The sequence below is a fragment of the Acidovorax sp. KPB24-07 genome (genome assembly GCF_057543315.1).
The window spans coordinates 1-12107 of record NZ_BAAJYS010000105.1; the positions used below are offsets into that span (position 1 = coordinate 1).

Below are 12107 nucleotides of genomic sequence, written 5' to 3' on the forward strand. Positions count from 1 at the left end.
TCAAGTCACCTCCAGGCACACACAGAGTTAGGGTCTTGGCATCCTAGGAGACCAAGGGTCTCGTCCTGCGTACGGGGACATTGCTGGCTGTGCATAGACTGGGCGGTACAGGTGGGTCTTTGCATCCAGCCTCAGAGTGGGCATGCGGTAGTCGCCGCCCACGGCGGGCGAGGCGCACCTGGAGCTGGATACTCTGCTGCGGCACGCCATTGCGCCAGCGGCCAGGGAGCACGTCCAGTTCTTCGGGCGGGTCCGCTGGAAACAGGTGGGACAACTTGCCAACGCAGCGGCCAGTTTCGTCCACCAGCAGTGGCATCGGGAAGCGCTCCCAGGATGCATCGGGCGGCAGGCCGCGGTAGTAGGCGTTGGTGAAAACGGCCAGCAGGCGCACCTTGGCGGCCTTAGGCGCCGAATTCCCGCTGGCGCCGACCTGCACCAGCGGACAGGAACGGACCGCTTCGCGGTACGGTTCCCAGCCTGCCGGTAGCGACAGGTCCGCCCCTGGCACTTCGCAATCGGCGGGGTCGAGCGCCGTGGATGCCCTTGCCCTGACCTGGACCACGCTGGACGGCCATGCAGGAGGCAGATTGGCCGGTGCCGCGAGCGAAGGGAGTGAGGACGACTCGGCCACCGGTGGAGGCGCCACGGGGCTGGCCGTCTCCGCATCGCGATGGCACGCGACCAACGCACAGGAAAGACAGACCATGGGAATGCCAGGGTGCCAACGCATCGATGCGCTCCTGCATGAGTGGGCTGCCACCGAAGCACTGCAGCGGCGAGCCGGCAAGTGGTACCCGACCTTGAATCGACTGGACAGCAACCCGCCGCCTGCCAACCCCTCCTTTCGCGAAATGTAATCGAAGACCGCCTGTAGGCGCCATCAGGCTCCGGGGCCCCGCTCCTGCAACTCCGGCAGACAGTCGGCGAAGTCGGGCTGGATCCGGGACATCGCACTGGCGATCAGTGAATCGCCGGTCAGGACCGCCAGCAGTATTCCGGTCATGGTGACCAGACCGTTCGAATTGCGCAGGATCTGCAAAGCCAATGGCAATGGAAATCCTTCCTCGACGCGGCGCAGCGGATGCAGCCCGCCGTGAACGAACGAGTTAATGGCCGACCAAGTCATGTCTTTGAAGTGCGCGAGCATTTGATAGGCACCCACAGAGATCCCTTCACCTGGGCTCCCCATGCTCTTTCGCATGTCCTCCATCATTTCGCTGACGCTGGGCAGCTTCTTCGCGGCCTTCTCGCTCTCGACGGTGAGCGGTGCCAGCAGCTTTTCAATCGCTGAATCGGGGGCGGCGTAGAGGAGCCACGCCGCCCGCGTCAACGCTTCGAACTGAAGCCGCATGAGGGCTACGGCCGAACTGGCGAGCGCCAGTTCCATGAGGGCGCGAAGTCCCTCTGCATGTTCCAAAGCCACGAAGCACATGCCCGTCGCAACCTGCGAGCGTGGAGCACCATGGAAGCCCTGCTCACCCAGGAGCTCGAAGATGTGCTCGTGCAACTGTTCCGAGCGCTCGAGCATCTGATCGAGGTCAAGCTGCGCACCGTACGGCAAAGAGAAGCTGGTCATTGGCCAATCGTAGAAGACCGCATCGTCTGATTGGTGAAGCGCGCTAAAGCTGCTTCCAAGGTCAGATGGCAACATGGATAGACGGGCCCACCGCAGCCGGCCCAACGGCAAGCATCAAAACGAGAACTGCCGCAGGGTGATGGACACCGAATGTGCTGCGCCATGCAGCATCCGCTCCAGCAGCCCCAGGTCATTGGCAGTTCCATCCGGTCCCTGCGCGGCTGCAGGTTCGCCCGGTGGGGCCGGTGAGGACGTCCGGACCGGATTTGCGATAGATCGCGCCTGCCGTGTCGTAGCAAAAGCCTGCGTCGCAACTGGCGATCATCGGGACCGGGGTGCTGATGATCTTCGGGGGTTCCTGCATCAGCGGGGTGTTGCTACCGCAACTGGCATTGACTTGCGCAATGGCCGCATTGGTCCGCATTCGTTTCTCGTCCTGGGAGAGCGTCCGGATGCTCGATACGAACTCCAGCTCCTTCTGTGCGCTGCGGCAGGCGGGGGTGTCGGCCGGGGACACCGAGGTCCCGTTCTGCGCGACCGACGATGCCTCTGCACGCTGGCGCCGCTGAAACTCCTGTTCATCGCGCTCTGCCATTCGATCCTGGTGTTTTCGCTCAATGGCCCCTGCCGCCTGCGCACGCTCCCGCGTGATTTCGTCGGCACTTTTAGGACGTTCCAGCAGCTCGCCCGTTTGGTTTGCAGCGCAGGGAACATCCGCGTAGGCGGTCTTGCCTGCTGCATCCGTGCAGCGGTGGACCTGGGCATTGGCAGCGAAGGCAGCGGACACGCACACGGCGGCGCAGAGGAGTGACTTGAAGATTTTCATGTATCGATCCACAAGGGTTAACAGGGTGCGTAATTTCCCATCAACGCTTGAGCGGACGACCCAGTTGTCCAAGGCTCCTGCCACATTGCAACAAACTGCTACAACACTTCACACCGTGCGTACTGCAACGCAGAGGCGCCAACTGCGGGATGGAAGTGGAAGGCCCTGCCCTGGACCTTCCACTTCCACGGCCATCACGGCATGTACTTGATCGTCAGTAACGCATTGGGCGCGATGCATCCGGTTCTTTGCGCCAGGATCACCCAACCAGACGGTACCGGCGCCACGTTGCAAACCTCCATGGTGCCCAGTTCAGGGCGGGCCTCGCGAATTTCCCAATAGGCGTATCCCGGTAGCCCACACCCTTTCGCGACGGAGGTGACGACCCATCCCGGCGGAACGCTGGAGGCGGGAACGTTGCACATGGAGAAACTGATGCTGTTCGGCGCTGCGTACCGGATCTGGTAGTTGGGAACACCAGCGATGCAGCCGCCCTGGATGTAGGTCACCGCCCATCCCCGTGGCACCGCCGTCAGGCCGCACATGTTCATCGTGCCGCGAGCCGGGTCCACCCTGCGTATCTCGTACAAGCCGTTGCCGGCCCCGCAGCCGGCGCGAATCGACGTCACCACCCAGCCTTCGGGAATGGGAACGTTGGCACAGATTTCCATCAGGTCAACGGAGTTGGGCGACTGCAGACTCATCGAACTAGTCTGTCCCCCTTGCACACCCGCAATCGCGATGACTGGACACAGCGCAACGGCGGCTGCCACCACCAGCTTGATCAAATTCCTCACAGCAATTCCCTTGTTGTTATGAATTGAATGAATCAGCGAATGAACTCACTCACATCCTTTTCTAGGCACGCATGTGCCAACGAATGAGCACATCAGGGAAAGACGAATGGAGAGGAATCGGCCCCCACTTCAGACAACAAGCACCACCAAAAATGTGGAACGCCATCACAGTTGTCGAGCCTGCCACGCGTCACCAGCGGAAGGCGTCGCTTAAAATTTACGGCCACGGGGGATGCGTTTGGAAACCACAAAAACGATGAATGGAACGGTCGCCATGCCAACCGTGACCGTCAAAGAGTCATGGCTTGACGTGTGGTTCTGCTTTCGCAAGCCACTCGCTCTAGAGCTCTCCGCTCAGACGGTGACGTTCGACGGAACATGCATCGGGTATTGGCAACTGACCTCGGTGCAAGAGAAGGCGCCGTCGTGGTTCCTACCAAGGTGGTTGGACCGCTCGTACCTCTTGCTGACTTATCAAGAAAATCAGCAACAACGGGATTTCACCCTCGTCCTGCGCAGCAACTCAGGGGCTTCCACACGGCAGTCGATCTTGCAGCGTGTCCAGCTGAAGCTGGTGCAGATGCTGGATTCGGCGCATCAAAAGCTGGTCCCTCTTCGGTACGACCTGGACGAAGCATATCGATCGGACCGTTACGTTCGACATTCTCAGGCGGAGCGGATTGCCGACAAGTATTCATTGATGGTCCAGAAGATGGCGCCGCACCTCAATGCGCTGCATAGACATCCATTGCTGGAACCCGGCGACAGGGTTCGTGCCAGGGCATTGAAAGACGAATTCGATGGGCTCGCCAAACCCATTATCGACCGTGATGTGTACCGCCAGGATCACAACAAGCGGTACATTGGCTACCAGGCCCAATTGGAAGCCGACTACTTCAACCAGGTCGAAAGCAGCCCACTGACCGATGAGCAGGTCAAGGCTGCGCTGGTTTTTGAAGATGCAACCCTGGTCGTTGCTGCGGCAGGGTCAGGCAAGAGTTCATGCATCGTCGGAAAGATCGGCTTCGCGCTGAAATCCGGAGTGTTCCAGGACCACGAGATCCTCGCCCTGGCCTACAACACGAAGGCTGCCGAAAGCCTGGAAAAGCGGCTGTCCCAGAAGCTTTCGAAGGCCATTGGGCGCAAGGTGACAGTGGCGTCGAGAACCTTCCACTCTTTTGGTCTGTCTGTGCTGGTGGAGGCCAATGGAGAAAGCATCCGGCCGCGCGTACTCAAGGAGGATGCAGGAGAGGAAGGACGTTTCTTGCGCACCGTCATTGCAGGATTGAAGGACAAGGATCTCGCCTTCCAGCAGGCACTCGCCGACTGGCTCTTGTTCGCCCCTTTCGAAGACCCCAGCCCCTTCGGCGTGACCGGCGATCTGGAAGAATGCGCCCGGCGCTACGAGGAATGCTGTCGGCAGCGCATCAAAGCGAAGAGAGAAGAGGGAAAGGAAAGCTACGAGCCCACCATTCCGACCCTGGACCCGGCGATCCCGGTGCGCTCCCTGGAAGAGCGCAGCATCGTGAACTGGCTGGTTCTGCGGGGCATTCCATTCTCGTATGAACTGCCTGATTGGGATGGTGCGAAGCTGCTCGGACTCGGAGTTTCGGCAATATCGAAGAAGCAGCGCCCCTACAAGCCGGATTTCACCTATCGCCGGACTGACCACCTGCACGATGGTACGCAACGCGAGGTACGTATCATGCACGAGCATTTCGGATTGGATGCTGATGGGCGAGCACCTGCATGGATGGGGGGCGCCCAGTACGAAGCACAAGCCCGCAGTAAGCGAGCGATGTTCAAGAAGCGAGTAGCCAGCAGCCAACGCACCAAGAATCCCGTCGTCTTCTTCGAGACTACCTCAGCCCAGTTGCGCGATGGCACGCTGTGGGCTCATCTGGAGCAGTCGCTCAAGGGTGCCGGCATCCTGGTGGGTCCGCCCTCCCAGGACGTGTACCGGCGGGCGATCGCCAGCTTCGGGCCTACAGAAGAACGCGAGAAGCTCATCATGGACTTCGTGCTGAGGTTCAAGGATTCGGGGCTCACGGAAGCACAGGTCTTCGACGAAGCAAAGCAGCAGCCCAACTCGTGGCGCGCAGGCCTGTTCTTGAAGGTGGCTTTTACGGTCTTCCATGCTTACCAAAAAGCGTTGAGAGAGGCAGGCAAGATCGACTACGCCGACATGCTGCGCGAGGCGGTGGCCGCGCTACGCGATGGCCGCGTCAAAACACCATATCGGTTTCTCTTGGTGGACGAGTTCCAGGACATCGCACGTCTGCGGGCAGACCTTGTGAAGTCCATCCTTGACCAGCCCCCCCACGAGTCGATCGTGTTCTGCGTGGGCGATGACTGGCAGACCATCAATCGGTTCTCCGGATCCGACGTCAGTATCTTCAAGAACATCGGCGCCCACTTCGGACGCCATGAGCGCCAGTTGATGCTGTCACGCACTTTCCGCTGTTCCAGCGGGATCGCGACGCTGGCCCGCGAACTGGTGCTGAAGAATGCCAACCAGTTCGACAAGCCCGTGCATGCCCGGCCGGACCGGCTGACCCAGTGCGTGCGTGTCGTTCTTCACAAGCCAGGCGCGGAGCATCGGATGCCAGCACTGGAGACGCAGCTTGCAAGCCTGATCGACACCGGCCGAGCCCTGGGCATCACGATTCCGTCTGTACAGATCCTCACCCGCACGACGGCCGAAACAACGGCGCCGCAGGGGCTGGAATCGGAGGAAGCGATCAAGGCGCTGAAATCCAGATACGACGGCAAGCTGGATGTGCAGGCCATGAGCCTGCATGGGTCCAAGGGCCTGGAGGCCGATTTCGTGGTATTGGTCGGATTCGACTCTGGCTTTCGAGGGTTCCCGGACGAACGCGCACCGGAGCCGTTGCTGGACTTGGTCTTGCCAAAGCTCGCCAACGAAAACGAAGAAGAACGCCGATTACTCTACGTCGGCCTCACCCGGGCCAAACATCTGGTCGTGATCCTGGCAAATGGGGAGGCACCGAGCGAGTATGCCCTTGAGCTGTCGGCACTGTCGGAAGAGCACACTTTTATCGACTGGATCAACCTGGGTGCGCAGCGTGCAACGTGTCCGAAGTGCACGAAAGGATCGCTATTGATGCACTCCAACGGGCGCAGGCTCGATTGCTCACGCTCCAGCCGCTGCGGCTACCGGGCTTGGGTAGGCCAGGCCGCAAAACCCACTTCCATTCAGTGAAGCCGCAGGACGATTGGCACCTTATTGGACGTTCGGATTAGATCCTGACCGTGACGCGCCAGGGAGTCGTGTTCAAGGAAAAACACCTCATCGATAACGACCGCGCTGGGAACGCCATGGTCACTGCAGAGCTCAGCATGCGACTTCTCCATGCCACCATGAACATCACACCGCATCGGCTTGCGCCGCTTGCCCGTGCAGCATCAAAGCAAGTTCTGCAAGCTATGGTTTGAACTTAACCCGTTGGCTGCCTTTTTCTGCGTGGTGCAGGTAGATCGAACACTGGCGCCAGCGCTGCTGAACTGCGATGGATGGAATGGCTTCAAGTACAGCGTTGAGTTTCTTGTTGGTCCATGCTTTACCGTCGGGTGGTCGTACGGTCACCCGCGACGGAAGGTGGCCACCGACACGCATGACAATGTAGCCGCCTGATTCCAAGCCGAATCCCGTCGAATACCTTGGGTTGCGGCGATCCGAGTTCATTTGAACCACGTGGATACGTAGCTTTTTTACGAGCAGGCAGATGGCCTTGAATCTCGCATCGCTCCATAAATTGCTGGTTCGCCGATTGGTGGCATCGATGGGCGTTTCACCCTCACGAGGGCTGGCTGGGTATCTTGCTTCCAATGTGACTGCCTTGCTCAAAAATTGCAGCAGATCACGCGGTGCGATCTGCGCATCGATCCCCAGGTCATCGGCCAGCCGCTTGTAGTCGTGGCTGTACTGCCTGATGTCGGTCAGGAAAAGCGCTTCGGGACAGTGCGTGAGCCACTGGGCCAATCCGGCCTTTAAGTACATCTCTACCGCGTAACCCATCAGAAGGACCGATGCTCTGGGATTGCCGGTAAGGGCAACCATTTGACCGTGGCGCAAGCGTTCGATTTTCCCTGCTTTGATCTTCCTTTTAATGAGCAGCCAACGCGCACGGATTGAGCGCGCGGTCGCGGCCAGTCCGTCGCCTTCCTCAACCCACGCCCGCGCATCCGCCTGCCCATGCTTTGAGCTGCCCAGACGCTTTTCTACAGGGTTCACCGGCTCATTCATTCGTCGCCCCTTTCAAAAACTTGCGCCAAACGATTGCCGGCACACCCGATCACTATTGAACATCAAGGCCCGCCGCGCGAGCGTCCTGAATTGCTGACAAAGCGGTGGTCGCCCTTCCCCCTTTGATGGCTGCATACCGGCAGACCCCGCCGCAGGATCGAGTCTCCACCGACCCCAAGGAGACCCGACATGACCTCGCGTGCCACGGCCAGCCACGACGCTCCCATTCACCTCCCCCTGTGCGGCGTGCTGGCCGTGGCACTCCTCTGTTGCGGCGTTGCATCGGCGCATGCCGATCCCGCCATCGAACGCGAGCAACTGGCGAGCGCCATGCGCCTGCTCGACCAGGTGGACCGCATCGCTCTGGCATCGGACGCCACGGCGGCTGTGCAGCCGGCCCGCTACCACTTCGACTACGCCCGCCTGCGCGACGACGTGGGCCGCATGCGTGCGGGCTTTGCCAGCTACCTGGCGCCCGCGCGCGCGCAGCCGCGCGACCCGTTGCCGCTGGCAGGCCACTACACCCGCGAGGCCCCCGTCGAGAGCACTCGTGCTTCACCGGAGCAGGAGCGATCGCGATGACCGCGAGCGCCGATCAGATCGCCGCATTCCAGGCCAACGGCGGCTTCACGCCCTCGGCCGTCTCGGCCGTGGTGCTGAGCTTCGTCTTCGCCGTCCTGCTGCTGTGGGGGGTGTGGGCCATGCGCACGGCCTATGTCGGCTGGGCCGAGCACCGGATTTCGCAACGGCAGTTCCTGGGCGTGATCGTCCGGTTCCTCGCGCTGTACGTGGTGCTGAGCTTCTTCTTGCTTTCCTGATGACCCCCAAGGATTCGCCATGAACCTCCCTACCCGCCTTCACTGCCGTGCTGCGCGCATGGCTGGCACCGCGCTCGCGGCCACCCTCCTGCCGCTGGCTCCGGCGGCACGCGCCTCGGGTCTGCCCACCATGGAAGACCCCTCGCGCGGTGCCGGCAGCGGCATCCTCAAGACCTTGCAAAACTACGGCTACGACATCGTGCTGCTGGTGGCCCTGCTCGTGGTGGCGTCGATGTTCATCGGCGTCTGCTACCACGCCTACACGCGCTACTCGGAAATCCACACCGGCCGCGCGACGTGGGGCCAGTTCGGCCTGACCGTGGCCGTGGGCGCGATGCTCCTAGTGGTCGGCATCTGGCTGCTGACCAAAGCCACAGCGATCCTGTAGGGCTGCGCGCCGATGGCTCTCCCTGACACACCGCGCGACGGCCTCGTGGCCTTCCTGCCGCATCGCCTGAATCGCCAGCCCGTGGTCGTGCGCGGCCTCACCGCCGACGAGCTCTGGATCTGCGCGGGCCTGTCCGCCGCGGCCGGGCTGATCGCAGGCCTGCCGCTGGCCTGGCTCACGCGCAGCGTGGCCATGGTGCCGACGATGATCGTGGCGGGCATCGCCGCGGGCGTGTTCATCGGCGGCGGTCTCCTGCGCCGGCAAAAGCGCGGGCGCCCCGACACCTGGCTGTACCGGCAGATGCAGTGGCAGCTGGCGCTGCGCCATCCCCATTGGGCGGTGCGGTTCGGTGGCCGTGGCCTGGTGACCCGCACGGGTGGCTGGACCACGCGCCGGACGTCGCGTATTCGGCGCCCCCGGCCGCGGGGCCGAACGCCATGAGCCGCTTCAAGAACGAAGTGGCGCACCTACAGGCCCACGTCACCACCCTGCGGCGTGGCGGGGCGGCGCTGTTCGCCTTGGCGCTGCTGCTGGGCCTGGGCTGGTGGAACGCGCCGCGCCACCTCACGATCCACGTGCCGCCGGATCTGCGCTCGGGCAGCACGCGCAAGTGGTGGGACGTGCCGCCGGAGAGCGTGTATGCGTTCGCTCTCTACGTCTTCCAGCAGCTCAACCGCTGGCCCACCAATGGCGAGGACGATTACCCGCGCAACCTGCGCACCCTGTCCGCCTACCTCACGCCCGCCTGCCAGGCCCTGCTGCAGCAGGACTACGAAGCCCGGCGCAGCAACGGCGAGCTGCGCCAGCGCGTGCGGGGCCTGTACGAGTTGCCCGGCCGCGGCTACGGCGACGATCCCGCGGCGCGGGTCAAGGTGCTGTCCGAGCGCGATTGGGTGGTCACCCTGGACGTCAGCGCCGACGAGTACTACGGCGGCGAGCAGGTCAAGCGGGCGCTGGTGCGCTATCCGCTGAAAGTGGTGCGCCTGGACGTCGATCCCGAGCGCAACCCGTTCGGGCTCGCGCTGGACTGCTACAGCGGCACACCACAGCGCATCGCGTCGCCCACGCCTGCAGCCTCGGCGCCAGCCCCCGCCACGCTGCCCTCCACGCTCGCGCCCACCACCCCAACCCCCACGCCGTCCGGAGGCCATCCATGAAGCGCTTCGTCCTGCCCCTGGCGCTGGGCGCCTGCGTCCTGTGGGGCGGCGCGCCCGCGGCGCACGCGCTGCAGATCCTGCGCTGGGAGCGCCTGCCGCTCGCCGTGCCGCTGCGCATCGGCGAAGAACGCGTCCTCTTCATCGACCGCAACGTGCGCGTCGGCGTGCCGGCCGAGATCACCGACCGCCTGCGCGTGCAAAGCGCGGGCGGCGCGATCTACCTCAAGGCCAGCGAGGCGATCGAGCCGACGCGCCTGCAGTTGCAGGACGCAGACAGCGGTGCGCTGATCCTGCTGGACATCGCCGCCGAGCCGGCGAAGGAGGGACAGGCGCCGCTGGAGCCGGTGCGCATCGTCGAGGGCGAGGCACCAGCCCCGCGGTATGGCGCGCGCGATCGCGCCAGCGGCGGCGCCGACACCGAACCGCCAGCCGATGCCACCGCCCCATCGACACCGGAGGCCGCATCCACCGCCCGGCGCGACACCCCCATCGCGGTGGTGCTCACCCGCTACGCCGCCCAGAATCTGTACGCGCCCTTGCGCACCGTGGAGCCCGTGCGCGGGGTCACGCAGGCCACCCTGCGCCGCGGCCTGGACCTGGACACCCTGGCACCGTCCCTGCCCGTGCGGCGCAGCCGCTCGCCGCCTGGCGCATGGAAGATCAATGGGTCACCGCGGTCCGCCTGACCAATACCTCGCCGCGCTGGATCGACCTCGATCCGCGCACCCTGCTCGGGGACTTCGTGGCCGCGACGTTCCAGCACCCGGGCCTGGGACCGGCGGGCGATCCGACCGATACCACGGTGCTGTACCTGGTGACGCGCGGGCGTGGCCTGGCCGACGCCTTGCTGCCGCGCATCAGCCGCATCGACGCCGCGCAGAACCTGCCGCGCGCTTCCGGCAGCGAGGCGGATGCGCAGCCCTCCCCGGGAGACCCCCATGCAAAGTAACGGCCTGCTCAAGTGGCTGATGATCCCGATGGCCGCGCTGCTGGTGTTCGTGGGGATCCAGGTGTTTTCTGGGGGCAAGACCGATCGCGCGGTCTCGGGCGAGGTGGCCGCCCAGCTCACCCCGGAGGAGATGAAGGCACTCGGCATCGATGGCGACACGCCGCGCGACACGGTGGCCACGCTCGTGGCGCAGGTCAAGCAGTTGCGCAACGAGCTGCAGACCTCGCTGGGCGACAACAAGAACCAGCGCGCCGAGAACGAGCGCCTGCGTCAGCGTGAGAGCGCCATCGACCAACGCATCCAGGCCGCGCTCGACAGCGAGCGTAGCCGCCTGCAGCAAGAGCGCGACCAGGTGGCCGGCGACAAGCAGCAGACCCAGGGGCTGCTGCAGGACCTGCAGCACAAGCTCGACCAGATGGGCGGCAAGAACGGCAACGCGGACCTGCCGGTCGGCCTCGGGCTGGAAGAGGGCGATGGCAAGGGATTCGGCACGGCAGCCGGCTCGCGCGGGGTGCGCTGGATCGAACCCGACGATGCGCGACCGGAAGGCGCCAAGGGTGCGGCGGCGACCGGCAAGGCGGACCGGTTTCCGATGCACTTCGGCGCGGCCGATCCCGCCGGAGGCCCATCGGCCCTGTCCTCGGCGGCGGCCCTGGCCGATGCCGGCGCGTCGGCGAAGGCCTCGGCCAAGGCGGTCTACACGGTCCCCACCAACGCGACGCTCATGGGGTCGGTCGCGATGACGGCCCTGATCGGGCGCGTTCCCATCGACGGGACAGTGAACGACCCCTACCCCTTCAAGGTACTGATCGGTCCGGACAACCTCACGGCCAACGGCATCGACCTGCCAGAAGTGGCGGGCGCCGTGGTCAGCGGCACCGCATCGGGCGACTGGACGCTGTCGTGCGTGCGCGGCCAGATCCGCTCCGTGACCTTCGTGTTTCGCGACGGCACGATCCGGACGGTGCCCGAGGACAAGGGCCAGGGGGGTAATACCCAAGCCAACGCGGGCACGGGCAACGCCGCCGATGGCCACGGCCCCATCCTGGGCGGCCTGGGTTGGATCAGCGATCCGCACGGCATCCCCTGCGTCAGCGGCGAACGCCGCAGCAACGCGCAACAGTACCTCGGCTCGCAGGCCCTCATCACCGCCGCTGGCGCCGGCGCCGCCTCGCTGATCAAGAGCGACAGTGGCAACGTGGCGGTGGTCAGCAACGGCACTGGCGCGCTGGGCACGGTGGGCATCTCCGGCAACGAAGCCATGGGCCGCATCCTGGGCGCTGGCGTGCAGGAGATGTCGCAGTGGGTGAACAAGCTCTATGGCCAGGC

The 12107-nt window shown here is 64.1% G+C and carries 13 protein-coding genes and 1 pseudogene; 10 read left to right on the plus strand and 4 right to left on the minus strand.

Translation table 11 applies throughout. The features are described 5' to 3' along the window. The first annotated feature begins 533 nt into the window (after positions 1–533). A complete protein-coding gene (locus tag AC27IQ_RS12740) occupies positions 534–857 on the plus strand; it encodes a hypothetical protein (RefSeq protein ID WP_487089678.1) in 324 nt (107 codons plus the stop codon). A gap of 23 nt (positions 858–880) precedes the next feature. On the opposite strand, the gene AC27IQ_RS12745 is transcribed toward AC27IQ_RS12740, so the two are convergent. The 3 genes from AC27IQ_RS12745 to AC27IQ_RS12755 all read right to left on the minus strand — a co-directional run bounded on the left by AC27IQ_RS12745 (position 881) and on the right by AC27IQ_RS12755 (position 3199). Beyond that, positions 881–1576 carry a DUF6988 family protein gene (locus AC27IQ_RS12745; protein ID WP_487089679.1) on the minus strand — a complete coding sequence of 232 codons (696 nt, stop codon included), beginning with the start codon at positions 1574–1576 and terminating at the stop codon, positions 881–883. A 190-nt stretch (positions 1577–1766) separates the two neighbouring features. Further along, positions 1767–2402, minus strand: coding sequence for a DUF4124 domain-containing protein (locus AC27IQ_RS12750; protein ID WP_487089680.1), 636 nt, complete (start codon positions 2400–2402; stop codon positions 1767–1769). 194 nt (positions 2403–2596) lie between these two features. Continuing rightward, positions 2597–3199 carry a hypothetical protein gene (locus tag AC27IQ_RS12755; RefSeq protein WP_487089681.1) on the minus strand — a complete coding sequence of 201 codons (603 nt, stop codon included), beginning with the start codon at positions 3197–3199 and terminating at the stop codon, positions 2597–2599. Positions 3200–3473: 274 nt separating this feature from the next. Between AC27IQ_RS12755 and AC27IQ_RS12760 the strand changes: the two genes are divergently transcribed. Then, positions 3474–6422 carry a UvrD-helicase domain-containing protein gene (locus AC27IQ_RS12760; RefSeq protein ID WP_487089682.1) on the plus strand — a complete coding sequence of 983 codons (2949 nt, stop codon included), beginning with the start codon at positions 3474–3476 and terminating at the stop codon, positions 6420–6422. Positions 6423–6472: 50 nt separating this feature from the next. Then, on the plus strand, positions 6473–6655 hold the full coding sequence (locus AC27IQ_RS12765) for a hypothetical protein (protein WP_487089683.1): 183 nt from the start codon (positions 6473–6475) through the stop codon (positions 6653–6655). Here AC27IQ_RS12765 and AC27IQ_RS12770 read toward each other — a convergent pair. Then, complete coding sequence (locus tag AC27IQ_RS12770; protein WP_487089684.1) at positions 6645–7466, minus strand: hypothetical protein; 822 nt, start codon at positions 7464–7466, stop codon at positions 6645–6647. The genes AC27IQ_RS12765 and AC27IQ_RS12770 overlap by 11 nt on opposite strands. A gap of 189 nt (positions 7467–7655) precedes the next feature. Here AC27IQ_RS12770 and AC27IQ_RS12775 point away from each other — a divergent pair, with 189 nt between their 5' ends. The 7 genes and pseudogenes from AC27IQ_RS12775 to AC27IQ_RS12805 form a co-directional block, all read left to right on the plus strand. After that, entirely contained in the window at positions 7656–8048 is a 393-nt protein-coding gene (locus AC27IQ_RS12775; RefSeq protein ID WP_487089685.1) for an integrative conjugative element protein, RAQPRD family, read from the plus strand. Further along, the gene (locus tag AC27IQ_RS12780; protein ID WP_487089686.1) at positions 8045–8284 is read left to right on the plus strand and encodes a TIGR03758 family integrating conjugative element protein; all 240 of its coding nucleotides are present in this window, start codon (positions 8045–8047) and stop codon (positions 8282–8284) included. Before AC27IQ_RS12775 ends, AC27IQ_RS12780 begins: the two co-directional genes overlap by 4 nt. A gap of 19 nt (positions 8285–8303) precedes the next feature. Then, positions 8304–8672 (plus strand): TIGR03745 family integrating conjugative element membrane protein, encoded by a 369-nt coding sequence (locus AC27IQ_RS12785; RefSeq protein ID WP_487089687.1) that lies wholly within the window; start codon positions 8304–8306, stop codon positions 8670–8672. 12 nt (positions 8673–8684) lie between these two features. Then, the gene (locus AC27IQ_RS12790) at positions 8685–9113 is read left to right on the plus strand and encodes a TIGR03750 family conjugal transfer protein (RefSeq protein WP_274342036.1); all 429 of its coding nucleotides are present in this window, start codon (positions 8685–8687) and stop codon (positions 9111–9113) included. Then, positions 9110–9829: a PFL_4703 family integrating conjugative element protein gene (locus AC27IQ_RS12795; protein ID WP_487089688.1), complete on the plus strand. Its 720-nt coding sequence runs from the start codon at positions 9110–9112 to the stop codon at positions 9827–9829. The genes AC27IQ_RS12790 and AC27IQ_RS12795 overlap by 4 nt, the downstream gene beginning before the upstream one ends. After that, a pseudogene (locus tag AC27IQ_RS12800) lies at positions 9826–10778 on the plus strand (TIGR03749 family integrating conjugative element protein). The gene AC27IQ_RS12795 and the pseudogene AC27IQ_RS12800 overlap by 4 nt, the downstream one beginning before the upstream one ends. Then, the coding region (locus tag AC27IQ_RS12805; RefSeq protein WP_487089689.1) for a TIGR03752 family integrating conjugative element protein at positions 10768–12107 on the plus strand (1340 nt) is incomplete at its 3' end. The pseudogene AC27IQ_RS12800 and the gene AC27IQ_RS12805, both read left to right, overlap by 11 nt.